The organism is Leifsonia sp. P73, from assembly GCF_051059105.1.
Taxonomy (GTDB): Bacteria; Actinomycetota; Actinomycetes; order Actinomycetales; family Microbacteriaceae; genus Leifsonia.
Map to the genome: position 1 here is coordinate 4,052,169 of NZ_CP194931.1, position 21,702 is coordinate 4,073,870.

At 72.4% G+C, this 21,702-nt stretch carries 21 protein-coding genes and 1 pseudogene; 13 read left to right on the plus strand and 9 right to left on the minus strand.

The genetic code is table 11. From position 1 onward, the window contains the following. Positions 1-42: 42 nt before the first annotated feature. From pdhA to ACQ86L_RS20835, 3 genes are read left to right on the plus strand one after another with little or no spacing between them, the layout of a single operon-like run. Entirely contained in the window at positions 43-1,167 is a 1,125-nt protein-coding gene (gene pdhA, locus ACQ86L_RS20825; protein ID WP_434318941.1) for a pyruvate dehydrogenase (acetyl-transferring) E1 component subunit alpha, read from the plus strand. Continuing rightward, on the plus strand, positions 1,164-2,174 hold the full coding sequence (locus ACQ86L_RS20830; RefSeq protein WP_434317081.1) for an alpha-ketoacid dehydrogenase subunit beta: 1,011 nt from the start codon (positions 1,164-1,166) through the stop codon (positions 2,172-2,174). The genes pdhA and ACQ86L_RS20830 overlap by 4 nt, the downstream gene beginning before the upstream one ends. Continuing rightward, positions 2,174-3,541 (plus strand): dihydrolipoamide acetyltransferase family protein, encoded by a 1,368-nt coding sequence (locus ACQ86L_RS20835; protein WP_434317082.1) that lies wholly within the window; start codon positions 2,174-2,176, stop codon positions 3,539-3,541. The genes ACQ86L_RS20830 and ACQ86L_RS20835 overlap by 1 nt, the downstream gene beginning before the upstream one ends. A gap of 76 nt (positions 3,542-3,617) precedes the next feature. Here ACQ86L_RS20835 and dapD read toward each other — a convergent pair whose 3' ends face one another. Continuing rightward, positions 3,618-4,595 (minus strand): 2,3,4,5-tetrahydropyridine-2,6-dicarboxylate N-succinyltransferase, encoded by a 978-nt coding sequence (gene dapD / locus ACQ86L_RS20840; protein ID WP_434317083.1) that lies wholly within the window; start codon positions 4,593-4,595, stop codon positions 3,618-3,620. A 17-nt stretch (positions 4,596-4,612) separates the two neighbouring features. Here dapD and dapE point away from each other — a divergent pair, with 17 nt between their 5' ends. From dapE to ACQ86L_RS20855, 3 genes are all read left to right on the plus strand, one after another. Continuing rightward, the gene (dapE, locus tag ACQ86L_RS20845; protein ID WP_434317084.1) at positions 4,613-5,695 is read left to right on the plus strand and encodes a succinyl-diaminopimelate desuccinylase; all 1,083 of its coding nucleotides are present in this window, start codon (positions 4,613-4,615) and stop codon (positions 5,693-5,695) included. Next, positions 5,664-6,911 carry a hypothetical protein gene (locus tag ACQ86L_RS20850; RefSeq protein ID WP_434317085.1) on the plus strand — a complete coding sequence of 416 codons (1,248 nt, stop codon included), beginning with the start codon at positions 5,664-5,666 and terminating at the stop codon, positions 6,909-6,911. The genes dapE and ACQ86L_RS20850 overlap by 32 nt, the downstream gene beginning before the upstream one ends. Positions 6,912-7,028: 117 nt before the next feature. After that, positions 7,029-7,202, plus strand: coding sequence for a DUF3117 domain-containing protein (locus ACQ86L_RS20855; protein ID WP_021764147.1), 174 nt, complete (start codon positions 7,029-7,031; stop codon positions 7,200-7,202). Between the two features lie 75 nt (positions 7,203-7,277). Here the strand turns inward: ACQ86L_RS20855 and ACQ86L_RS20860 are convergent, their stop codons facing one another. After that, complete coding sequence (locus ACQ86L_RS20860; protein ID WP_434317086.1) at positions 7,278-7,910, minus strand: O-methyltransferase; 633 nt, start codon at positions 7,908-7,910, stop codon at positions 7,278-7,280. An 81-nt stretch (positions 7,911-7,991) separates the two neighbouring features. Here ACQ86L_RS20860 and ACQ86L_RS20865 point away from each other — a divergent pair, with 81 nt between their 5' ends. The 3 genes from ACQ86L_RS20865 (at position 7,992) to ACQ86L_RS20875 (ending at position 11,275) form a co-directional block, all read left to right on the plus strand. Beyond that, a complete protein-coding gene (locus ACQ86L_RS20865) occupies positions 7,992-8,363 on the plus strand; it encodes a Sec-independent protein translocase TatB (RefSeq protein ID WP_434317087.1) in 372 nt (123 codons plus the stop codon). A gap of 76 nt (positions 8,364-8,439) precedes the next feature. After that, complete coding sequence (locus ACQ86L_RS20870; protein ID WP_434317088.1) at positions 8,440-9,819, plus strand: MFS transporter; 1,380 nt, start codon at positions 8,440-8,442, stop codon at positions 9,817-9,819. Beyond that, the gene (locus tag ACQ86L_RS20875; protein ID WP_434317089.1) at positions 9,806-11,275 is read left to right on the plus strand and encodes a pyridoxal phosphate-dependent decarboxylase family protein; all 1,470 of its coding nucleotides are present in this window, start codon (positions 9,806-9,808) and stop codon (positions 11,273-11,275) included. Before ACQ86L_RS20870 ends, ACQ86L_RS20875 begins: the two co-directional genes overlap by 14 nt. On the opposite strand, the gene ACQ86L_RS20880 is transcribed toward ACQ86L_RS20875, so the two are convergent. Genes ACQ86L_RS20880 through ACQ86L_RS20890 form a run of 3 tightly spaced genes read right to left on the minus strand, consistent with a single transcriptional unit; the run spans position 11,272 to position 14,252 of the window. Continuing rightward, positions 11,272-12,435, minus strand: coding sequence for an Mrp/NBP35 family ATP-binding protein (locus ACQ86L_RS20880; RefSeq protein ID WP_434317090.1), 1,164 nt, complete (start codon positions 12,433-12,435; stop codon positions 11,272-11,274). The genes ACQ86L_RS20875 and ACQ86L_RS20880 overlap by 4 nt on opposite strands. Beyond that, positions 12,428-12,952, minus strand: coding sequence for a DUF1003 domain-containing protein (locus ACQ86L_RS20885; RefSeq protein ID WP_345836341.1), 525 nt, complete (start codon positions 12,950-12,952; stop codon positions 12,428-12,430). Before ACQ86L_RS20885 ends, ACQ86L_RS20880 begins: the two co-directional genes overlap by 8 nt. Beyond that, positions 12,939-14,252, minus strand: a complete 1,314-nt coding sequence (locus ACQ86L_RS20890; protein ID WP_434317091.1) for a magnesium transporter MgtE N-terminal domain-containing protein — start codon at positions 14,250-14,252, stop codon at positions 12,939-12,941. Before ACQ86L_RS20890 ends, ACQ86L_RS20885 begins: the two co-directional genes overlap by 14 nt. Before the next feature lie 57 nt (positions 14,253-14,309). Here ACQ86L_RS20890 and ACQ86L_RS20895 point away from each other — a divergent pair, with 57 nt between their 5' ends. Continuing rightward, entirely contained in the window at positions 14,310-14,972 is a 663-nt protein-coding gene (locus ACQ86L_RS20895) for a general stress protein (RefSeq protein WP_434317092.1), read from the plus strand. A 33-nt stretch (positions 14,973-15,005) separates the two neighbouring features. Here the strand turns inward: ACQ86L_RS20895 and ACQ86L_RS20900 are convergent. Further along, positions 15,006-16,555, minus strand: a pseudogene (locus ACQ86L_RS20900) (aminopeptidase P family protein). A 33-nt stretch (positions 16,556-16,588) separates the two neighbouring features. Here ACQ86L_RS20900 and ACQ86L_RS20905 point away from each other — a divergent pair. Together ACQ86L_RS20905 and ACQ86L_RS20910 are read left to right on the plus strand one after the other, a co-directional pair. Beyond that, positions 16,589-17,455, plus strand: a complete 867-nt coding sequence (locus tag ACQ86L_RS20905) for a PHP domain-containing protein (protein ID WP_434317093.1) — start codon at positions 16,589-16,591, stop codon at positions 17,453-17,455. Between the two features lie 83 nt (positions 17,456-17,538). Beyond that, complete coding sequence (locus ACQ86L_RS20910) at positions 17,539-18,693, plus strand: hypothetical protein (RefSeq protein WP_434317094.1); 1,155 nt, start codon at positions 17,539-17,541, stop codon at positions 18,691-18,693. Between the two features lie 69 nt (positions 18,694-18,762). Here ACQ86L_RS20910 and ACQ86L_RS20915 read toward each other — a convergent pair whose 3' ends face one another. Beyond that, positions 18,763-20,256, minus strand: coding sequence for a DEAD/DEAH box helicase (locus tag ACQ86L_RS20915; protein ID WP_434317095.1), 1,494 nt, complete (start codon positions 20,254-20,256; stop codon positions 18,763-18,765). A 122-nt stretch (positions 20,257-20,378) separates the two neighbouring features. Between ACQ86L_RS20915 and ACQ86L_RS20920 the strand changes: the two genes are divergently transcribed. Beyond that, on the plus strand, positions 20,379-21,092 hold the full coding sequence (locus ACQ86L_RS20920; RefSeq protein WP_434317096.1) for a ferritin-like fold-containing protein: 714 nt from the start codon (positions 20,379-20,381) through the stop codon (positions 21,090-21,092). Positions 21,093-21,101: 9 nt separating this feature from the next. Here ACQ86L_RS20920 and ACQ86L_RS20925 read toward each other — a convergent pair whose 3' ends face one another. Next, positions 21,102-21,404, minus strand: a complete 303-nt coding sequence (locus ACQ86L_RS20925; protein WP_434317097.1) for a hypothetical protein — start codon at positions 21,402-21,404, stop codon at positions 21,102-21,104. Positions 21,405-21,413: 9 nt separating this feature from the next. After that, the gene (locus ACQ86L_RS20930; RefSeq protein WP_434318942.1) at positions 21,414-21,581 is read right to left on the minus strand and encodes a DUF3107 domain-containing protein; all 168 of its coding nucleotides are present in this window, start codon (positions 21,579-21,581) and stop codon (positions 21,414-21,416) included. Between the last annotated feature and the right edge of the window lie 121 nt (positions 21,582-21,702).

Sequence of the window (21,702 nt, forward strand, 5' to 3'; positions counted from 1 at the left end):
GGGCGGCCGGACGCGAGAGTGAAGGTTGCGTGAACCGTGACGATCGACAATCAACCCGACACCCGACTGGACGACGTCCACCTTCCGGCCGGCGCCGACACGGTCCGGCTGCTGACTCCTGAAGGCGGGCGCCTCAGCGACGTCCGCTTCGACGCCTGGGTCTCCGACATCGGCGCCGAGCAGCTCCTCGATCTCTACGAGGACATGGTCGTCATCCGCCGCATCGACTCCGAGGCGACCGCCCTGCAGCGTCAGGGCGAGCTGGGCCTCTGGCCTCCGCTGCTCGGTCAGGAGGCGTCACAGATCGGCTCCGGCCGCGCGCTGCGCCGCGACGACTTCGTCTTCTCCAGCTACCGCGAGCACGGCGTGGCCTACTGCCGCGGCGCCGGCCTCGTCGATCTGCTGCGCGTGTGGCGCGGCACCACCCAGTCCGGCTGGAACCCCTACGACATCAACATGGCGACGCCGCAGGTCATCATCGGCGCCCAGACACTGCACGCCACCGGCTACGCCATCGGCATCCAGGCCGACGGCACCGACGCGGCGGCGGTCGCCTACTTCGGCGACGGCGCGACCTCCGAGGGCGACGTCAACGAGGCGCTGATCTTCGCCGCGACCTACGCGGCGCCGGTCATCTTCTTCTGCCAGAACAACCAGTACGCGATCTCCGAGCCGGTCGGGCTCCAGGCGCAGCGCCCGATCGCCGAGCGCGCCCCCGGCTTCGGCGTGCCGAGCGTCCGCGTGGACGGCAACGACGTCCTCGCGGTCATGGCCGTGACCCGTTCGGCCCTCGACCGCGCCCGCAGCGGAGGCGGACCGACCTTCATCGAGGCCGTCACCTACCGGATGGGCCCGCACACCACCGCCGACGACCCGAGCCGCTACCGCGACCCGGCCGAGGTGGACGAGTGGCGCTCCAAAGACCCGATCGCGCGCGTGGAGGCGTACCTCGCGTCCGAGGGCCTGCTGACCCCGGAGCGGCTGACCGCCATCCAGGAGCACGCCGACCACGTCGCCGCCGAGATGCGCCAGGGCGTCGTCGCGCTGCAGGACCCGGACCCGATGACCGTGTTCGACAACGTGTACGCCGAGCCGCACACCGGCCTCGCCCGGGAGCGGGACCACTACTCGCGCTACCTGCGCACGTTCGTAGGCGGTGACCGATGACCGCACTGACCATGGCCAAGGCCATCAACGCCGGCCTCCGCCGTTCGCTCGCCGAGGACGACAGGGTCGTGCTCATGGGCGAGGACATCGGCACCCTCGGCGGTGTGTTCCGCGTGACGGACGGCCTCCAGACCGAGTTCGGCCCGCGCCGCGTCATGGACTCGCCGCTGGCCGAGTCCGGCATCCTGGGCACCGCCGTCGGGATGGCGTACCGCGGGCTGCGTCCCGTGGTGGAGATCCAGTTCGACGGCTTCATCTACCCGGCGTTCGACCAGATCGTCAGCCAGGTGGCGCGCATGCACTACCGCACAGCCGGCGCCGTGCGGATGCCGATCACGATCCGCGTCCCGTTCGCGGGCGGCATCGGCGCCGCGGAGCACCACTCCGACTCGCCGGAGGCCTACTTCGCGCACGCCGCCGGCCTGCGGGTCGTCAGCCCGTCGACCCCGCAGGACGCCTACACGCTCATCCGCCAGGCGATCGCCTCCGACGACCCGGTGCTGTTCTTCGAGCCCAAGCGCCGCTACCACGCCAAGGGCGAGGTGGACGAGGAGGCCGCGCTCCAGGACGCCCGTCCGATGGGAACCGCGCGCGTGCTCACCCAGGGCGGCGATGTCACGCTGGTGACCTACGGCGGCCTGGTGCAGCTGGCCGCGGACGCGGCCCTCGCGGCGGAGGACGAGGGCGTCTCGGTGGAGGTCATCGACCTCCGCTCGCTGTCGCCGCTCGACCTCGACACCGTGGCGGCGTCGGTGCGCAAGACCGGCCGCCTGGTCGTCACGCACGAGGCCGCGCTGTCCGGCGGTCTCGGCGCGGAGATCTCCGCCTCCATCACTGAGCGCTGCTTCTACCACCTGGAGCACGCGCCGGTGCGCGTCACCGGCCACGACATCCCGTACCCGCCCGCGAAGCTGGAGGCCGCGCACCTGCCCGACCTCGACCGCATCCTGGACGGCATCGACCGCGCCATGGACCGCCCGAACTCGCTGAGCGGAGTGGAGGACTGATGGCGGTCAAGGAGTTCGCGCTCCCGGACCTGGGCGAGGGACTCACCGAGTCGGAACTGGTGAGCTGGCACGTCGCGGTGGGGGACACCGTGCATCTCAACCAGATCATCGCCGAGGTGGAGACCGCCAAGGCGCTGGTCGAGCTGCCCGCCCCGTACGCGGGGACGGTGTCCCGGCTGTACGTCGAGCCCGGCGTGACGGTGGCGGTGGGGGAGCCGCTGCTGGCGTTCGAGGTGGAGGGCGCGGGCGGCTCAGAGCCGGTGGTGCCGGTGGCTGAACCGACCGAGGACGCGCCGTCGGGTGACGCGCCGGTCAGGGAGCCGGTGCTCGTGGGTTACGGCGCGCGACCGGATGCCACGGGGAGGCCCGCTCGGCGTGCCCGTCCGGGGCTGGCGTCGCAGCCGGCGGCGTCGGCGGCTGTCGCCGCAGCGCCGGTCGTCGCACCGCCTGCCGCCGCACCGCCTGCACGGCCCGCGGCTCCCGGGACCGACACCGCGGTGCGCGAGCGCCCGCGCGCGACCCCGCCCGTCCGCAAGCTGGCCAGGGAACGCGGCATCGACCTCGCCGCCGTCACCGGCACCGGCGACCGCGGGCTGGTGACGCGCGCCGACCTCGACGCGTACGCCACTCGGCCGTCAGCGCCGCAGGCGACCGCCGAGGCCGCACCCGGCGAGCTCCGCATCCCGATCAAGGGCGTCCGCAAGGCGACCGCCGACGCGATGGTGCGCAGCGCGTTCGGTGCTCCGCAGGCGACGGTGTTCCTCACGGTCGACGTCACGCCGACGAGCGAGCTGATCGAGCGCCTGCGCGCCCGGCCCGACCTCGCCGACGCCCGTCCCGGCCTCCTCGCCGTCGTCGCGAAGGCGCTGTGCCTGGCGGCGCGGCGCACGCCGGAGGTCAACTCCAGGTGGGACGAGGCGGCTCAGGAGATCGTGCAGACCCGCGCGATCAACCTCGGCATCGCGGCGGCGACCCCGCGCGGACTGCTGGTGCCGGTCATCCGCGACGCCGACGGCCACTCGCTGGCCGAGCTGTCCGGTGCGATCCGCGAGCTCGCGGTGACCGCTCGCTCGGGCAAGACGCCGCCGTCCGCGCTGACCGGCGGCACGATCACGATCACCAACGTGGGCGTGTTCGGCGTCGACGCGGGCACGCCGATCCTGACGCCGGGGGAGGCCGCGATCCTGGCCGTCGGAGCCGTGCGGCGTCAGCCGTGGGAGCACCGCGGCGAGATCGCCCTGCGCGACGTGCTCACGCTCGCGCTGACCTTCGACCACCGGATCGTGGACGGCGAGCAGGGCTCCCGCTTCCTCGCCGACATCGGCCGCATCCTGGCCGACCCCGCCTCCGTCCTCACCCTCGTCTAGCCAGCAATCTCTTCCGGACTTGTGTACGCGCACACACGGCGTGTCGCGTACACAAGTCCGGAATTGATGGAGGGGGTCAGGCGTGGAGGGTGGGGTTGAGTTCGACGCCGGTGCCGGAGCGGCGGAGGACCTCCACGGCGCCGGTGAGGGAGTTGCGGCGGAAGAGCAGGCCGGGGACGCCGGAGAGCTCGACGGCTTTGACGGTCTGCGGCCGGCCGTCCGCGGTGGCGGGGCTGTCGACCACGACCACCTTCGTGCCGGCGGTGACGTAGAGCCCGGCCTCCACCACGGTGTCGTCGCCGATCGAGATGCCGATGCCGGAGTTCGCGCCGAGCAGCGCGCGCTGGCCGATCGCGACGCGCTGGGTGCCGCCGCCGGAGAGGGTGCCCATGATCGAGGCGCCGCCGCCGATGTCGGAGCCGTCGCCGACCACCACGCCCTGCGAGATGCGGCCCTCCACCATCGAGGAGCCGAGCGTGCCCGCGTTGAAGTTGACGAAGCCCTCGTGCATGACGGTGGTCCCGGGCGCGAGGTGGGCGCCGAGGCGCACGCGGGAGGCGTCCGCGATGCGCACCCGGTCGGGCGTCACGTAGTCGAGCAGGCGCGGGAACTTGTCGATGCCGGTCACGTGGATGCCCGCACGCTGCAGCGTCGGCCGCAGGCGGTCCAGGTCGGCCGGGAGGACCGGCCCGGCGTTGGTCCACGCGACGATCGGGAGGTGCGCGAAGATCCCGTCGAGGTTCACCGTGTTGGGGCGCGCGAGCAGGTGGGACAGCAGGTGCAGGCGCAGGTAGGCGTCCGGCGTGGAGGCCGGGGCGGCCTCGACGTCGATCTCCACCGTCACGATGTCGATGCGGACGTTGCGGCGCGGGTCCTCGCCGGCGAGCTCCTCGAACTCGGCAGGGGCGATCCAGCGTTCGCGTCCGGCCGGGAGGCGGCCCAGGCGCGGCTCGGGGAACCAGGTGTCGAGCACGGTGCCGTCGCCGGCGATCGTGGCCAGCCCGTACCCCCAGGCGGAACGGGCGGCGGACTCGTCAGGAAAGTCGGAAGGCATGCCCCTAGATTAGTAGCGTGCCTCTCGACCTCAGCGCCACGTCCATCGACCTCACCCGGCAGATCTGCGACATCGAGTCGGTGTCCGGGAACGAGCGAACGCTCGCCGACGCGATCGTGGAGGCGCTGTCCCCGCTGCCGCACCTCGAGATCATCCGCGACGGCGACACCGTCGTCGCGCGCACGAACCTGGGACGCGAGCGCCGTGCGCTGATCGCCGGCCACATCGACACCGTGCCGCTCAACGACAACCTCCCCACCCGGTTCGAGGTGGACGGCGGGGTCCGCTATCTCTGGGGCCGCGGCACGGTCGACATGAAGGCCGGCGTCGCGGTGCAGCTCAAGCTCGCCGCCGAGCTCACCGACCCCGCGATCGACGTGACCTGGATGTGGTACGACCACGAGGAGGTCAACGCCGAGCTGAACGGCCTCGGCCGCCTCGCCCGCAACCGGCCGGATCTGTTCGTCGGGGACTTCGCCATCCTGGGCGAGCCGAGCAACGGCGTCGTGGAGGGCGGCTGCAACGGCAACCTCCGCGTCGAGGTCCGGGCGTACGGCCTCCGCGCGCACTCGGCCCGCGGCTGGGTCGGCGAGAACGCCATCCACAAGATCGCGCCCGTCCTCGACCTGCTGGCCGGCTACACCGCCCGCGAGGTGGAGGTCGACGGCCTGGTGTACCGCGAGGGCCTGAACGCGGTGGGTGTCTCGGGCGGCGTCGCAGGCAACATCATCCCCGACGAGGCGATGGTGCACGTCAACTACCGGTTCGCCCCCTCCCGCAGCTCGGAGGAGGCCATCGCCTACATGCACGAGCTGTTCGACGGCTACGAGATCACCGTGGTGGACCGCGCCGACGGCGCCCGCCCGGGACTGGACGCCCCGCTCGCGCAGGAGTTCGTCGCCGCGGTCGGCGGCGTCGCCAAGCCCAAGTACGGCTGGACCGACGTCGCCCGGTTCAGCGCGCTCGGCATCCCCGCGGTCAACTACGGCCCTGGCGACCCGCTGAAGGCGCACGCCGACGACGAGCGCGTCGATGTCGAGCAGATCGTCGCGGTGGAGGCTGGTCTCCGTGCCTGGCTCAGCGGTCCCGGCGCCCGCTGAGGCCCGGGAGGCGGCGCTGACGCCGGGCGGCCCCTGGTGGTCGCGCTGGTGGGTGCGCGTCCTCGGCGTCTTCCTCGCCAGCCGGGCGGTCACCACCGTCATCCTGCTGATCTTCGCCGCCAACCAGGGCAGGAACCCGTGGACCGGCGCGCACCCCGACTACTTCTCGTTCGCGACGATCTGGGACGGCCTCTGGTACAACATCGTCGCGGTCAGCGGCTACCCGGCGTCGCTGCCGTCGAGCGACGGCCTCCATGTGACCGAGAACGCCTGGGCGTTCCTGCCCGGCTACCCGGGGGTCGTGAACGCGGTGATGTTCCTCACCCGGCTGCCGTGGGCGCCCGCCGCTGTGCTGGTGTCCGTGGCGTGCGCGGCCGGGGCCGCGCTGGTGTTCTACCGGCTGATGCTGCGCGTGGGCCTGGGCGCGTCCACGAGCATGTTCGCGGTGGTGCTGTTGTGCTTCTCGCCGGTCTCGCCGCTGTTCCAGCTCGCCTACGCCGAGTCGCTCTACCTGCTGCTGCTCGCCGCCGCGCTGCTGCTCCTGGTCGAGCGGAGGTACGGCTGGCTCTTCCCCGTGGTGCTCGCGATGGCGTTCACGCGGCCGAGCGGACTGGCCTTCGCGCTGGCGGTCGGCCTCCACGTCGTCCACCGCTGGCTGCACAGGCGCGAGGACCCGTTCCCGGTGCGGCAGCGCGTGCTGAGCGTGTCGCTCGCCGTGTTCAGCGCCGTGGGCGGGATCGCCTGGCCGGCCATCGCCGCGGTCGCCACCGGATCGTGGACCGCCTACACCGACACCGAGCTCGCCTGGCGCGCGCCCTACATCGGCTACACGCACCTCGTGCCGTTCACGCCGTGGTTCCAGGGTGCGAACTGGTGGGCGAGCGTGATGCTGGGCGTGCCGGGCTGGATCGGCGTGATCGCGCTCCTGCTGCTCGTCGCCGTCTACGCTGTGCTGCTGTTCTCGCCCGCGGTGCGCCGGCTCGGCGTCGACCTCCGGTTCTGGATCGCGGCCTATTCGCTCTACCTGTTCGCGGTGTTCTTCCCGCAGTCGAGCACGTTCCGCCTGCTCATGCCGCTGTTCCCGCTGCTGGGCGTCGTCGCCATGCCGAGAAGCCGGGTGTACCGGGTCGGGATGGTCGTGCTGTTCGTGGCGCTGCAGGTCGGCTGGATCGCGATCTGCTGGGGTGTGGACGGGGCCGACTGGTCGCCGCCGTGATCCGGCACCCGTGGCGGCGTGTCGCCCGCGGCCCATTGCGCGCGGGGTAGACCGGCGATTTCCCCGTCAGCCGTGGATGACGGATAATGGACACGACATCCACGAAAGGGGAGCTGCATGGCGGCCATGAAGCCGAGGACCGGGGACGGGCCAATGGAGGCTGTGAAGGAGGGACGGCTCATCATCGTGCGGGTACCGCTCGAAGGTGGGGGACGTCTGGTCGTCTCCGTCAACGATGCGGAGGCCAAGGAGCTTCACGACGCTCTCGCGAGCGTCGTGAGCGCATCCTGACGACGTACCCGACTGAACGAGATACCCGAGAAGGGGCCCCGAGCGATCGGGGCCCCTTCCTCGTTGCCGGGTGTTCTAGGGCGTCAGCTTGGTGATCTGCAGCAGCCCGTCGCCCGCCGGCGACAGCGCGCTGATCACGGCACCGGAGGCCGCCGTCTCGGTGATGAGCGTGCGGAAGCCGGTCGACAGCGGGTCGCGCGCCGCGGGGTCGGCGACCCGACCGCGCCAGAGCGCACGGGCGACGAGGACGGTCCCGCCCGGACGCACCAGCCGGAGGCCGTGCTCGACGTACTCGATCACCGACTGCGGGTCGGCGTCGATGAAGACGATGTCGTAGGAGTTCTCGTTCATCCGGGGGAGGACGTCCAGCGCGTGCCCGGTGATGAGCCGGACGCGGTTGGCCGCGATGCCCGCCTCGGTGAAGAACGTGCGCGCGTGCTGCTGGTGGTCGACCTCGACGTCGATGCTGGTGAGCTGGGCCTCCGGGCCGCCGTGCAGCAGCCAGAGCCCCGACACGCCGACGCCGGTGCCGATCTCCACGATGTTCTCCGCCTTGGTCGCGGCGACCACGACGGCCGCCTGCGCGCCCGTGCTCGGCGCGATCGGGTCGACGCCGAGCTCCAGGGACTGCTGGCGGGCGCGGGCGATCACCTCGCTCTCGACGATGACGTCGTCGGCGAATCTCCAGTTGGAGTCTTTGTCAGACACGTGTCTCCCGTCGGTGGCCTCGGTCCAGAATAGGCCCAGCCGATCCAGCATTCGTGCAGCCGCGCGCGATACTCTTCATGTGTGTTCGGCCTGACCTTCGAGAAGCTACTCATCGTGGCTGTGATCGCCGCGTTCCTCATCGGGCCGGAACGGCTTCCGCTCTACGCGGGCAAGCTCCGGCAGTTCGTGCGCACGGTGCGCGACTTCGCCGACGGCGCCAAGGACCGCATGAAAGAGGAGATGGGGCCGGAGTTCGACGACGTCGACTGGAAGAAGCTCGACCCGCGTCAGTACGACCCGCGCCGCATCATCCGTGAGGCGCTGCTGGACGACACTCCGGCGCCCTCCGCGATCAAGCCGGTGACCCCGTCTGCACTGGGCCAGTCGGGATCGGGCCAGCGCGCGAGCCTCGCGCCGGGGACGGTGCCGCCGTTCGACCCCGAGTCGACCTGAGCGCTCGTACAGGATCGGCCGCGCGTCGCTGACGCGCCGCGCCCCGATGCAGCCCCGCATCCCCTACGATGCGGGAATGATCGCAACGCAGCAGTCGCTGACCCGGGCGACTGTCGCCCGTTACGCCGTCGGCTCGCTCGGCACCGGAGGCTTCGCGACGCTCCCCGGGCTGGTCCTCGTGTACTACCTCACCGACAGCCTGGGCGTGGCCGCCCTCGCCGCCGGGCTCGTCGTCACGGTCGCCAAGGTGTGGGACGTGATCATCGATCCGGTGATCGGCGCCCGCAGCGACCGGATGCTGGCCGCGCACGGGTCGAGGCGGCCGATGATGGTGCTCGGTGCGGTGGCGCTGCCGGTGTTCTTCCTGCTCACCTTCGCCGTCCCGGCCGGCACCGCCGCCGTCCCCGCGGCCGTGTGGGTGTTCGTGGCGTTCCTGCTGACAGCGACCGCGTTCAGCCTGTTCCAGGTGCCGTACATCGCCCTCCCGGCCGAGCTGGCCTCCGGCTACGACGAGCGCACCCGGCTGCTGACCTGGCGCGTGGTGGTGCTGACCTTCGCGATCCTGCTGTTCGGCGCCGGCGGCCCCGCGCTGCGGTCGCTCGGCGGCGGGAACGACTTCGCCGGCTACTTCCTGATGGCGCTCGTCGCGGGCGTCGTCATCGGCGGCGGCATGCTCGTGTCCGCGTTCGTCGCGCCGCGGCAGCTGCCCGCGGAGGTGCTGCCGCCGCGGGAGGGCGTGCTCACGACGCTGCGCACGAACTACGCGGCGGGGATCGGCGCCCTGCGCGACAGCCAGCCGTTCCGGGCGCTGCTGCTGACGTTCCTGCTGCAGGGGCTGGCGACCGGGATGATGCTCGCCGGCGCGAACTACGTCGCGACCTGGGTGCTGCACTCGGAGGACGCGGTGACGTTCCTGTTCATCGCGCTGATCGGCCCTGCGCTGGTCGTGACGCCGCTGTGGGGCGTCGTGGCGCGGCGGATCGGCAAGGAGCGCGGCTTCCGGGCGGCGAGCGTGCTGTTCGGGGCGGCGGCGCTGTCGATGGTGCTGCTGGTCTGGTTCCCCGGGGCGTGGGTGTACCTGCCTGTCGCGGTCGCGGGCGCCGCCTACGCGGGTATGCAGTCGCTGCCGATGGCGATGCTGCCGGATGTCATCTCGCACGACGCGCGCCGCAACGGTCCCGGCCGTGCGGGGACGTTCGGCGGGATGTGGACCGCGGGCGAGACGACGGGGATGGCGCTCGGCGCGACCGTGCTCACCATCGTGCTCGCGCTGACCGGGTACATCGCCCGCTCGGCGTCGGACGCCGCGGCGGCCGGGGGTGCGACGCAGCCCGCGGAGGCCGTGGTCGGGATCGTGCTGAGCTTCAGCCTCATCCCCGCGGCGATCATCGCGGCGAGCCTGGCGCCGCTGGCGCGGTACCGGCTGCGGAAGGGAGACGTCGATGACCTCGTTTGACCGGAACGCCATCCTGAGCCGGCTCGCGTCCCTGCGTGCCGCGGACGCGCCGACGCACGGCGGCCACGTGCTGAGCTACGTGTACGACTCCGGGATCGCCGAGCTCGACGAGCTGGCCGCCGCCGCGGTGCGGATGGTGCAGCCGGTGAACGGGCTCGACCCGACCACCTTCACCTCGGTGGCGGTGATGGAGCGCGAGGTGCTCGGGTTCGCGCGCGAGCTGCTGCACGGCGGCGACGACGTGGTCGGGTCGGTGACGTCCGGCGGCACCGAGTCCTGCCTGCTGGCCGTGAAGACCGCGCGGGAGGCGTGGCGGGCGCGCGGCGGATCCGGCGTGCCGCGGATCGTCGCGCCGGTGACGGTGCACGCGGCGTTCCACAAGGCGGCGGAGTACTTCGGGCTGGAGCTGGACCTGGTGCCGGTCGACGCGGACACCGGGCGGCTGGACCCGGCGCGGCTGACCGAACGGCTGGGGCCGGACGTCGCGCTCGCGGTCGTCTCCGCGCCGTCGTACCCCTACGGGTCGCTCGACCCGGTCGAGGAGGTTGCGGGGGCGTGCGACGAGGCCGGTGTGGACCTCCACGTCGACGCGTGCATCGGCGGCTGGATCCTGCCGTTCTGGCGCGAGCCGGACGGGTCGGCGCTGCCCGCGTGGGACTTCCGCGTGCCCGGGGTCACCAGCCTGTCGGCCGACCTCCACAAGTTCGGCTACGCGCCGAAGGGTGCGAGCGTCCTGCTGCAGCGGGGGCGCGACCGGCAGCGGCTGCAGTACTTCGCGACGACCGGCTGGCCGGGCTACCCGGTCGTGAACCCGACGCTGCTCGGCTCCAAGTCCGCCGGCGCACTCGCGGCGTCGTGGGCGATCATCCAGGCGCTCGGGGCGCGCGGCTTCGCGTCGCTCGCGGAGGCGTGCCTGCGGGCGACGCGCACGCTCGCCGACATCGTGGGCGACATCGAGGGGTTGCGGGTGGTGGGGGAGCCGACGGGGCCGCTGCTGGCGGTCACGACCGACGACGCCGTGCCGGAGGACCGCAGGGTCGACCCGCATCACTGGGCCGACCGGGCGCGCACGCGCGGCTGGCACCTCCAGCTCCAGCCGGGGCTGACACAGCCGGACGGGACGCGGCTGCCGCCCACGACGCACCTGACGATCACCCCGGTCACCCGGGACCGCGTGGACGAGCTGGAGGCCGCGCTGCGGGCCTCCGCGGACGACGTGCGCGGCAGGCCGCCCGTGGACGCCGCCGCCGCGCTGTCCGCGCTGCCGCCGCTCGGCGACCGGCCGCTCGACTCGGACACGGCCGCCGGGGTGCTGCGCGCCGTCGGGATCGCGGGCGACGCCCCCGGCCTCCCGGACGAGCAGGCGCCGCTCCTGGCGCTGATCGAGGCGCTGCCACGCCCCCTCACCGAGCGCCTCCTCATCGAGCTCCTGGCCCGCCTGGCCGAACCCGTCTAACGGGTGGACAGGGGGAGCTTGCGGCGCGGGAGGTCGCGGGGGCGTACGGCGAGGCCGGCGGCGACGGCGCGGATCGCGGCGGCGGCCGGGTCCTGCGGGTCGGTGACCACGATCGGCGCTCCGGTGTCGCCTCCGGTGCGTAGCGGAACGCTGAGCGGGACGCTGGCGAGCAGCGGCACCGGGACGTCCTGACCCTCCGAGAGCCGCCGCGCGACCTCCGCGCCGCCGCCGGAGCCGAACAGCTCCAGCACGCTGCCGTCCGGCTGCACGAGCCCGGCCATGTTCTCGATGACGCCCACGATCCGCTGGCCGGTCTGGCGCGCCACGACGCCGCTGCGCTCGGCGACGTCGGCCGCCGCCGGCTGCGGTGTGGTGATCACGAGCACCTCCGCCTGCGGCAGGAGCTGGCCGACCGAGATCGCGACGTCCCCGGTGCCGGGCGGGAGGTCGAGGAGCAGCACGTCCAGGTCGCCGAAGAACACATCCCCCAGGAACTGCTGGATCGTCCGGTGCAGCATCGGCCCGCGCCAGGCGACCGCCGCCGACGAGGAGTCCACGAACATCCCGATCGAGATGACCTTCACGCCGTACGCGACCGGCGGCAGGATCATGTCGTCCACGCGCGTCGGCCGCACCGCGACCCCCTCGGCGTCGGTCAGGCCGAGCAGCCCGGGGATCGAGAAGCCGTGCACGTCCGCGTCCACCAGGCCGACCCGGAGGCCGCGCTCGGCGAGCGCCACAGCCAGGTTGGCGGTGACAGTGGACTTGCCCACCCCGCCCTTGCCGCTGGTCACCGCGTAGACGCGGGTCAGCGAGTCGGGCCCGAACTGCTGAGCGCGCGCCGCGCGTCCGCCGCGCAGCTTCTCCGTGAGGGCCGCCCGCTCGGCGGGCGTCATCACCGAGACGTCGACCGTCACGCCGTTGACGCCGGGCACAGACGCGGTCGCGGCCCGGACGTCCCGCTCGATCTTGTCCGCGGCCGGGCACCCGACGATCGTCAGCTTCACGCGCACGGTGGCGTGCCCGTCCGGGTCGACCGTCACACCGCCGATCATGTCCAGCTCGGTCACGGGCTTGCGGATCTCCGGGTCGAGCACGCCGGAGAGGGCGCGCTCGACCAGCTCGGCGACACCCGCACCGGAGGGTCCGGCCTCAGGCACGCGCACGTCCGTTCTCGGCAGGCTCGCCCTTGTCCAGGTCCTCCAGGAGCGCGCGCAGCTCGGCGCGGATGAAGTCCTTCGTCGCCATGTCCCTGACCGCCAGGCGCAGGGCCACGACCTCGCGCGCCAGGTACTCGGTGTCGGCCAGGTTGCGCTCGGCGCGCTGCCGGTCCTGCTCGATCTGCACGCGGTCGCGGTCGTCCTGCCGGTTCTGCGCCAACAGGATCAGCGGAGCGGCATACGACGCCTGCAGCGACAGCACCAGGGTCAGCGCGATGAAGCCGAGGGCCGCCGAGTCGAACCGCCAGGCGGTCGGCAGGAGCGTGTTCCACAGCATCCACGCCGCGACGAAGACCGTCAGCCCGAGAATGAACCACGGCGTGCCCATCGCACGCGCGATCCACTCGGTGAACCGGCCGAAGGTGTCCCGCTGCTCCAGCGGGTCGCGCCGGGGGATCACCGACGTGCGGAGGCCCTTCGGGGCGTCCAGGCTGGTGTCCTGCCTAACTCGTGCCATTTCCGCCCCTCCTTCCGTTCACGATGCGGATACTGCCGGTCTCCTCGGACGGGGCCTTGACGGGCTCGTCCTCGTCCTGACTTCGCCAGTCGTCCGGGAGCAGGTAGTCGAGGACATCGTCGATGGTCACCACCCCGACGAGCCGGTGCTTCTCGTCCACGACGGGCACGGAGACGAGGTTGTAGCTGGCGAGGATGCGCGACACCTCGGCGGCGGAGGTGTCGGCGGTGACCGGCTCCAGGCTCGGGTCGAGCAGGGTGCCGAGGCGCACGTGCGGCGGGTAGCGCAGCATCCGCTGGAAGTGCACGATGCCGAGGAAGCGCCCGGTCGGCGCCTCGTACGGCGGCAGGGTCACGCAGACGGCCGCGCCGAGCGCCGGGGCGAGCTCGTGGCGGCGGATGAGGGCGAGGCCCTCGGCGACCGTGGCGTCGGCCGAGACGATGATCGGCTCGGTCGTCATCAGGCCGCCCGCCGTCTCCGGCGCGTAGCTCAGCAGCATGCGGACGTCGTCGGCCTCCTCGGGCTCCATGAGCTCCAGGAGGTGCTCGCCGCGCTCCTCGGAGAGCTGGGCGATGAGGTCGGCGGCGTCGTCGGGCTGCATCTGGTCGAGCACGTCGGCCGCGCGGTCGTCGTCGAGCTTCGCGAGGATCTGCACCTGCTCGCTCTCCGGCATCTCCTCCAGGACGTCGGCGAGCCGGTCGTCGGGGAGCTCCTCCGCGACTTCGAGCATGCGCTGCTGCGGGAGGTCGAGGAGCGTGTTCGCCAGGTCGGCCGGCTTCAGCTCGGAGTACGCCGCGATGAGCTGCTCGGCGGACTGCGCCTCGCCGCGGGCCTGCTTCTCGCGGACCTCGTTCCAGGCGGCGAACGTGGTCTGGCCCTTGCCGAACGGCGACGCGCCCGACTTCGGCCGCCGGACGAAGAGCTGGCTGACGGCCCACTCGCCGGTCGCGGACTCCTGGATGGCGACGTCCTCGATGGTCGCCTCGCCGGTGCCGTCGGTGAAGACGACCTTGCGGCCGAGGAGCTCGGCGATGACCCGGACCTCCCCGCCGCGCTGCTCGAACCGGCGGACGTTGATGAGCCCGTTGGTGATGATCTGGCCGGTGGAGATGCTGGTCACGCGCCCGATCGACAGGAACACGCGCCGCTTGCCCGGGATCTCCACGATGAGGCCGACCACGCTGGGCGGATCGTCCTTGCGGTACACCACCAGGACGTCGCGGACCTTCCCGACCCGGTCGCCGACCGGGTCGAACACGCTGGTGCCGGCCAACCGGGCGACGAAGATACGGGTGCTCACGTCTTATAACTTAAGCCCTCGCAGCCGAGCGGACGGTGAGGATGGGACAATGACGGGATGACCACACCCAGCCCGCTCGGCGGACGCAACCGGATGCTCTTCCCGACCATGCCCCGGGGAGAGGTCGTGGCGACCTACGAGACGTACGTCGACGCTCAGCAGGCGGTCGACGTGCTGGCCCGCGCGGACTTCCCCGTCGACAAGGTCTCCATCGTCGGCAGCGACCTCAAGAGCGTCGAGCGCGTGACCGGCAAGCTCACCTGGGGGCGCGTCGCGCTCGCCGGAGCGGCCTCCGGGGCCTGGCTGGGCATCTTCTTCGGGCTGCTGCTGCTCATCTTCTCTCCGACCGTCAGCTACGCGTTCGTCATCGCGGCCGTGCTCATCGGCGCCGGGTTCGGGGTGCTGTTCGGCATCGTGTCGTACGCGATCAACCGGCGCCGCCGCGACTACACGTCGGTGATGCAGGTGATCGCCACCAGCTACTCGGTGCTGGTGGACGCGGAGCTCGTCAATCGCGCGCGCAACCTGCTCGGCGGCGTGGCCGACGTCCAGGCCGCGCCGAGCGCCTGGGCTCCGCCCGCGCACCCGTCCGACCCGCCGCCCGCGCCTCCCGTGCAGCCTTCGCCGCCGGCGCCGCCCGCGGACGACCAGCCCCCGCGCCTCCCGCCGTCTGACCCGATCGAGGGGCACGTCGTTGTCACTTTTCTCGCGGAAAAGTGACAACGACGTGCCCCTCGGCGGTGGATATCGGCGTCAGGACAGGCGGCGGACCCAGGCCTCCACGTCGTCCGCGGTGCGGGGAGGGCGATCGAGAGGTTCTCGGCACCGTCGGCCGTGACCAGGATGTTGTCCTCGATGCGCACGCCGATGCCGCGGAAGCGCTCCGGCACGGTGAGGTCGTCCGGCTGGAAGTACAGGCCGGGCTCGATCGTGAAGGTCATGCCGGGCTCCAGCTCGCCGTCGAGGTAGAGCTCACGTCGGGCCTGCGCGCAGTCGTGCACGTCGAGTCCCAGGTGGTGGCTGGTGCCGTGCACCATGTAGCGGCGGTGGTGCTGGTTGTCGGCCTCCAACGCCTCCTCGGCGGAGACCGGCAGCAGCCCCCATTCGGCGGTGCGGCGCGCGATGACGGCCATCGCGGCCGCGTGGATCTCGCGGAAGCGGATGCCGGGGCGGACGATCGCGAACGCGGCGTCCGCGGCCTCCCGCACCGTCTCGTAGACGAGCCGCTGGGTCTCGGTGAAGGCGCCGTCGATCGGGAGGGTGCGCGTGATGTCGGCGGTGTAGAGGCTGTCGACCTCCACGCCCGCGTCGATCAGGATCAGGTCGCCGGGGACGACCGGGCCGTCGTTGCGGGTCCAGTGCAGGATGCACGCGTGCGGGCCGCTGGCGGCGATGGTGTCGTAGCCGACCGCGTTGCCGTCCAGCCGGGCGCGCGCGTTGAAGACGCCCTCCACGATCCGCTCGCCGCGCGGGTGGGAGACGATGCGGGAAAGATCGGCGACCACGTCGTCGAAGCCGGCGGCGGTCGCGGCGATCGCGCTGCGCAGCTCGGCGACCTCGTAGGCGTCCTTGACGAGGCGCAGCTCGGAGAGGTCGCGGGCGAGGCGGTCGTCCTCAGCATGGTCCTCCGGGTCGAACGCCGTGTCACCGACCTCGGCTCCGGCCTCGGCCGCGAGCATCAGGCGGGCGGCGTCCACGCGGTCGGTCAGCTCGGGGTCCGCCCCGCGCAGCACGAGGGTGGCGCCATCGACCGCGTCGAGCACGGCCTCCACCTCGGCGATGCCGCGGGTCGGGAGGGCGAGGTCGCCGGCGACCTGGGCGAGCGACGGTCGCGGCCCGATCCAGAACTCGCCGATCTCCGGGTTCGCGTAGAACTCGTCGGAGTCGCGGCCGGCGCGCTCGCGGAAGTAGAGGGTGGCGACGTGGCCGCCGTCGTGCGGCTCCAGCACGAGCACGCTGCCCGGCTCGGCGTCGGAGCCCCAGCCGGTCAGGTGCGTGAACGCGGAGTGCGCGCGGAACGGGTAGTCGGTGTCGTTGGAGCGCTGCTTGAGACGCCCGGCCGGGATGATGAGCCGCTGCCCGGGGAAGAGCTCGGAGACGCGGGCGCGGCGGGCGGCGGCGTAGGCGGCCTGCGCGCGGGCGGCGGGGACGATCTCCGGACGCTCGGCCCAGTTGCTGCCGATGTATTCGCGGAAGTTCTCCGATACGGGGGTGGTGGAGCGGTTCGCGGTGGCGCGCGGTGCGGAGTCGCTTGTGGCTGGGCCCGTGGCGGGCGCGGGCGCGGTGGTGTTCTCGGACGACATGCCGACCATTCTTCCACTCCTAGGATGGTGGGCATGGCTGATGAGCGACGGTTCCGCGGTCCCGTCGACCTCCACACGCACTCCAGCGTGTCGGACGGCACGGAGACCCCCGCCGAGCTCGTGCGCGCCGCCGCGGCCGCCGGGCTGGGCACGATCGCCATCACCGACCACGACTCGACCGCCGGATGGGCCTCGGCCGCCGCCGCCGGCGCGGAGGCCGGCGTCACGGTCATCCCCGGCATGGAGCTGTCCACGCGAGTGGAGTTCGCCAGCGTGCACATGCTCGGCTACCTGTTCGACCCGGCGGACGAGGCGCTCGTCGCCGAGACGCGCCGCATCCGCGACGGCCGCATGCGCCGAGCGGAGGACATGGTGCGCCGCATCGCCGAGGACTACGAGATCACCTGGGCCGACGTGCTCGACCAGGCGACGGAGGGTGCGACTGTCGGGCGCCCGCACATCGCCGACGCGCTCGTCGCCCGCGGGCTGGCCGCCGACCGCAGCGCCGCCTTCGCCGGCATCCTGCACTGGCGCAGCGGGTACTTCCAGCCGCACTACGCGCCGGACCCGACGACCGGCATCCGGCTGATCCGGGGCGCCGGGGGAGTGCCCGTGCTGGCGCACCCGGCGACCAGCAGCCGCGGGGTGATCCCCGAGGACCGGCTGCGCCGCCTCGTCCGCGCCGGGCTGTTCGGGCTGGAGCTCGACCACCGCGAGAACCGGGCGGAAGGGGTCGCGGTGCTGCGCGGCTACGCGGCCAAGTACGGCCTCCAGATCACCGGCTCCAGCGACTACCACGGGGCGGGCAAGCCCAACCGGCTCGGCGAGAACACCACCGATCCGGCCGTCGTGGACCTGATGATCGAAGAAGCGACAGGCGCGGCGCCTTTCTACGGATGAGCGCGAGCACCCGTTAGCCTGGTCCGCGGGGATCGGGAAGCGAGGTACGTGTGTCTCGACGGCTCTGGACGTCTTCTGTCGCGGTGGCGGCGCTCATCGGCGCGCTCACGGTGGCGGGCGGCGCGGCTCCCGCGAGCGCGGACACCTACCCCTCCTGGGACGACGTGCAGGCGGCCAAGGCCAACGCCGCAGCGGCCCAAGGGGAGGTCGACCGCATCAACGGCCTCCTGGCCTCGCTGCAGACCGCGGCCAATGCGGCGGGCGACCTGGCGGTGAAGCGCCTCGGCGAGTACGGCAAGGCCGAGGCCGCCCTCAAGGAGGCCACGGCCAAGGCGCAGGACATCGCCCAGCAGGCCCAGGCGGCCGCGGCGCGGTCGGACGAGCTGAAGGCGGAGAGCGGCAAGTTCGCGGCACAGCTCACCCGGTCGGGGACCTCGGACGTGTCGATCCGGCTGTTCCTCGGCGGCTCGGGCGCGCCGGGCGGGACCGCCGCGGCGACCACCGGCACGCAGCCGTCGCTGCTGTACCAGCTCGGCGCGGTGTCCAAGCTCGCCGACCAGGCCTCCGGGCTGTTCGCCCAGGCCGCCGCGCAGAAGAACGTCGCCGCCGCCCTCAGCGCGCAGGCCACCGCTGCGCAGAAGATCCGCGACCAGCTCGACAAGGATGCGCAGAAGGCCCTGCAGGTCGCCACGGCGGCCAAGGCCGACGCCGACGCGCAACTCGCCGAGCAGAAGAAGCATGCGACCACGCTGTACGCGCAGCTCGCGTCCCTGCAGAACACCGCCGCCACCGTCGAGCAGCAGTACGCCGCAGGGGTCGCCGCCGCGCAGGCCGCAGCCGCCGCAGCCGCCGCAGCCGCCGCTCAATCCGCGGCCAACAGCGGTGGCAGCGCGGACGGCTTCGCTCCGCCGCCCGGGATGAACGTCGACCCCGCAGCAGCACAGTCCTACGCGTCGAGCCGGCTCTCCGCGTTCGGCTGGGGCCAGGACCAGATGGGCTGCCTGATCTCGTTGTGGAACCACGAGTCCGGCTGGCGCGCCGACGCGTACAACACCTCCAGCGGCGCTTACGGCATCCCGCAGTCGCTGCCGGCCAGCAAGATGGCCTCGGCCGGACCGGACTGGATGACGAACCAGAACACCCAGGTCAACTGGGGCCTCGACTACATCAACCGCTCGTACGGCTCGCCCTGCGCCGCGTGGAACTTCGAGATGAGCCACACCCCGAACTGGTACTGATCGCGCCTCGCTGACAGAACACGCCGCCTGCCGTGATCGGCAGGCGGCGTGTTCTGTCAGCTGGATGCGTCAGCTCGCGGGCGTGGCGGGGGAGCCGCCGCGCGAGCGGCGGCGACGCCGGCGCGGGGCGCTGTTGCCGTCGCGGTGCTGCGAGCCGCCGCCGTCGTGCGTGCCGGCCGCGGGGGCCTTGGCGTCGTCGCCCGCGGGGGTGGCGTCGGCCGGCGCGGCCGAGCCCTGCGCTCCGGCGCCCTGCGCGGTCGCGCCCTCGCCCGAACGGGTGCGGCGGCGACGGTTGCGCGAGCGGCCCTCGCCCTGCGCGCCGGGGCCGGTGGAGTCGTGGCGGGCGTCGTCCCGGGTCTCCGGGGCCTTGACGGCCGGGGTCGACTTCAGCCGGCCCTTCGCGCCCTCCGGGATGTCGAGGTCGCTGTAGAGGTGCGGCGACGACGAGTAGGTCTCGGTCGGATCCGGCTGGCCGAACTCCAGGGCGCGGTTGATGAGGGCCCACTTGTGCAGGTCCTCCCAGTCCACGAAGGTCACGGCGATCCCGGTCTTGCCCGCACGGCCGGTGCGCCCGGCGCGGTGCAGGTAGGTCTTCTCGTCGTCCGGGATGGTGTGGTTGATGACGTGGGTGACGTCGTCCACGTCGATGCCGCGCGCGGCGACGTCCGTGGCGATCAGCACGTCCTTCTTGCCGGCCTTGAAGGCCGCCATCGCACGCTCGCGCTGCTCCTGGTTGAGGTCGCCGTGCACGGCCGCGGTGTTGAAGCCGCGGTCGCCGAGTTCCTCGACCAGCTTGGCCGCCGCGCGCTTGGTGCGCGTGAAGATCACGGTCTTGCCGCGGCCCTCGGCCTGGAGGATGCGGGCGACGACCTCGTCCTTGTCGAGCGAGTGCGCCCGGTAGATGAGGTGCTTGATGTTCGCCTGGATCTGGCCCTCGTCGGGGTCGCTGGCGCGGATGTGGATCGGACGGGTCATGAAGCGGCGGGCCAGCGCGACGATCGGGCCGGGCATGGTCGCCGAGAACAGCATGGTGTGACGGGTCGCCGGAGTCTGCGCGAAGAGCTTCTCGATGTCGGAGAGGAAGCCGAGGTCGAGCATCTTGTCGGCCTCGTCCAGCACCATCTCCTTGACGTGCGAGAGGTTGAGGAGGCGCTGGCCCGCGAGGTCGAGCAGGCGGCCCGGCGTGCCGACGACGATCTGCGCGCCGGCCTTGAGCTGGGCGATCTGGCCCTCGTAGGCCTTGCCGCCGTAGATCGCGGTGACGGCGGTCGCGCGGTTGGAGGCGGCCTGCTCCAGGTCCTCGAAGACCTGCACCGCGAGCTCGCGGGTCGGGACGACGACGAGCGCCTGGACGCCCGGCTCCGGGTCGAGCCCGAGGCGCTGGATGATCGGGAGGCCGAAGCCGAAGGTCTTGCCGGTGCCCGTCTTGGCCTGGCCGATGATGTCCTGGCCGGCGAGCGCGAGCGGGATGGTCTGGGACTGGATGGGGAACGGCTCGATGATGCCCTTGGAGGCGAGGGCGTCCACCATGTCCTGGTCGATGTTGAGTTCAGAGAAAGTCACGTAAAGGTGCCTGTCGGTTCGAAAAGTGAGTCCACGCCCTGTTCTCGTCGCAGGCGCAGGGCCGTCGTTCCTGTGCCGACGGCAGCACAAGCCTACTGGACCTCCCCGTTACACTGCTGTACGTGTCAACGTGGTTCACCAGACGCCGGCCCGTGGTCGAGCTGCCCCGCCTCAGCCAGAGGACGCCTCCGGCGACGGTCCGCGTCGACCTGCACGAGGTGATGCCCGACCTGCTGCCCTACCTGGGCCAGGCGGCGTACCTGCAGCTCGAGCAGTTCCAGACGCTCTCCCGGGTCGCCGCCGACACCGACGCGCTCGCGGCCAAGGAGGTCGTCTCGGGCGCCGCGGGGCTGGCGCTGTCCAAGCACCAGGGCATCGTCGCGGAGATCCGCCGGCGCGGCGACGAGCCCGCGGAGGTCATGCGGCCGTTCGCCGAGGAGATCGAGGGCTTCCGTGCCCTGCTGGTGGGCTCCGACTGGCGCGAGACGCTGCTGGCCGCGCTGATGACGGGCGGCCTGCTGGACGACTTCTTCATCCGGCTCGCCGGCGGGCTGCCGGGCGACGTCGGCCCGCGGATCGCGCAGCTTCTCGGCTCGGACTCCGGTCAGGAGGGCCTGCTGGAGGTCCTGCGCGGCGAGATCGCCGGGGACCCGCAGCTCGGGTCCCGGCTGGCGATGTGGGGCCGCAGGCTGGTCGGCGACACGCTGCTCGTGGCGCGCTCGGCCCTGCACCTGTCCGGGAACCGTGCGGCCGACGAGGAGCGCATCGAGCCGATCTTCACCGAGCTGATCGCCGCGCACACGCGCCGGATGGACGCCCTGGGCCTGACGGCCTGAGCCGCCGCCTCAGCGGGCGACGGCGCCGCGGGTGAGGGTGTGCAGCAGCTTGTCGTCGTGGGCGCTGCGCAGGCGGCCGATCACGAGGTCGGCCACGACCACGACCACGCCGGTGCCCACGAGCGTGATCCACCAGATCCAGCCGCCGTCCCACTTCAGGCCGGCCCAGGTGAGGGCGACCCAGAGGACGCACGCGACGCTCACGCCCAGCGCGGGCATGAGCACGGAGCCGTGCGTGTGACGGTTGGGCAGGAGGTACCGCGCGCCGAGGCCGAGGATGGCGCCGGCGAGCGCGACGAAGAGCAGTTCCACGCTCGGAATCTAGCCGACGAAGCCGATGCGGCGCGACTCCTCGGTGCCGACCTCGACGTAGCCGATGCCCGCGGTCGGGACGATGTAGACGCGGCCCTTGTCGTCCGAGAGCTTCAGGATGCCCGTGCCGCTGGTGAGGCCGGCCTGGATCTGCTCGGTGAGCTCCTCGGCCGACAGGGCCGACTCGAAGCTGAGCTCGCGGGGGCGTTGACGATTCCGATGCGGATCTCCACGGGATGTGCCTTTCGAATCAGACCGGCGGTTGAAAGTTCAGACTACGGCACGCGGCTCGCGGGCT

Coding starts and splice junctions, on each gene's coding strand:
- ACQ86L_RS20830 (WP_434317081.1), top strand. CDS start 1,164: ATGACCGCACTGACCATGGCCAAGGCCATCAACGCCGGCCTCCGCCGT.
- ACQ86L_RS20835 (WP_434317082.1), top strand. CDS start 2,174: ATGGCGGTCAAGGAGTTCGCGCTCCCGGACCTGGGCGAGGGACTCACC.
- dapD (WP_434317083.1), bottom strand. CDS start 4,595: ATGCCTTCCGACTTTCCTGACGAGTCCGCCGCCCGTTCCGCCTGGGGG.
- ACQ86L_RS20855 (WP_021764147.1), top strand. CDS start 7,029: ATGGCGGCCATGAAGCCGAGGACCGGGGACGGGCCAATGGAGGCTGTG.
- ACQ86L_RS20870 (WP_434317088.1), top strand. CDS start 8,440: ATGATCGCAACGCAGCAGTCGCTGACCCGGGCGACTGTCGCCCGTTAC.
- ACQ86L_RS20875 (WP_434317089.1), top strand. CDS start 9,806: ATGACCTCGTTTGACCGGAACGCCATCCTGAGCCGGCTCGCGTCCCTG.
- ACQ86L_RS20885 (WP_345836341.1), bottom strand. CDS start 12,952: ATGGCACGAGTTAGGCAGGACACCAGCCTGGACGCCCCGAAGGGCCTC.
- ACQ86L_RS20895 (WP_434317092.1), top strand. CDS start 14,310: ATGACCACACCCAGCCCGCTCGGCGGACGCAACCGGATGCTCTTCCCG.
- ACQ86L_RS20905 (WP_434317093.1), top strand. CDS start 16,589: ATGGCTGATGAGCGACGGTTCCGCGGTCCCGTCGACCTCCACACGCAC.